Origin of the sequence: Chryseobacterium luteum (genome assembly GCF_000737785.1) — a bacterium.
In the GTDB taxonomy this organism is placed as follows: domain Bacteria; phylum Bacteroidota; class Bacteroidia; order Flavobacteriales; family Weeksellaceae; genus Chryseobacterium; species Chryseobacterium luteum.
Genome location: NZ_JPRO01000049.1, coordinates 1 through 605, shown reverse-complemented (window position 1 = coordinate 605; position 605 = coordinate 1). Strand labels below are relative to the sequence as shown.

Sequence of the window (605 nt, the reverse complement as noted above, 5' to 3'; positions counted from 1 at the left end):
TCCAATTATGACACTGATGTTTTCACACCGCTTATTGCTAAAGTGGAAGAACTTTCAGGTAAAAAATATACCGGAATTCTAGAAGACGAAAAAGATATTGCCATCCGTGTTGTGGTAGACCACATCAGAGCGGTTGCTTTTGCTATTGCAGACGGGCAGCTTCCGTCAAACGGGGGTGCAGGTTATGTAATCAGAAGAATTTTAAGAAGAGGAATTTCTTATTCTTATAGATTCTTAGGTATGAAAGAACCTTTCCTTTTTGAATTAGTCGCTGTTCTTAAAGATCAAATGGGACCCTTCTTCCCTGAATTAGAAAAACAAGGAAAACTGGTTTCTGAGGTGATCAAAAGTGAGGAAGATTCTTTCCTAAAAACTATTGAAAACGGGCTGATCAGAGTTGAAAAATTAATTCAGCAGACAATTGCGGACGGTTCAAAAGTATTGCCAAGCGCAGAAGTTTTCGGATTATATGACACTTATGGATTCCCGGATGATTTAACGAGAATTATCGCGGAGGAAAAAGGCCTTACCATTGATGAAGAAGGTTTCAAAGCTGAAATGACGAAGCAAAAACTTCGTTCAAAAGATGATTCTGCTCAAAAGGT

Annotated in this window: 1 protein-coding gene; it reads left to right on the top strand. The window is 38.5% G+C overall.

Features of this window, described 5'->3' with window-relative positions:
* Positions 1 to 605: alanine--tRNA ligase-related protein (locus IX38_RS21780; RefSeq protein WP_034708189.1), on the top strand; the 605-nt coding region annotated here is incomplete at both ends.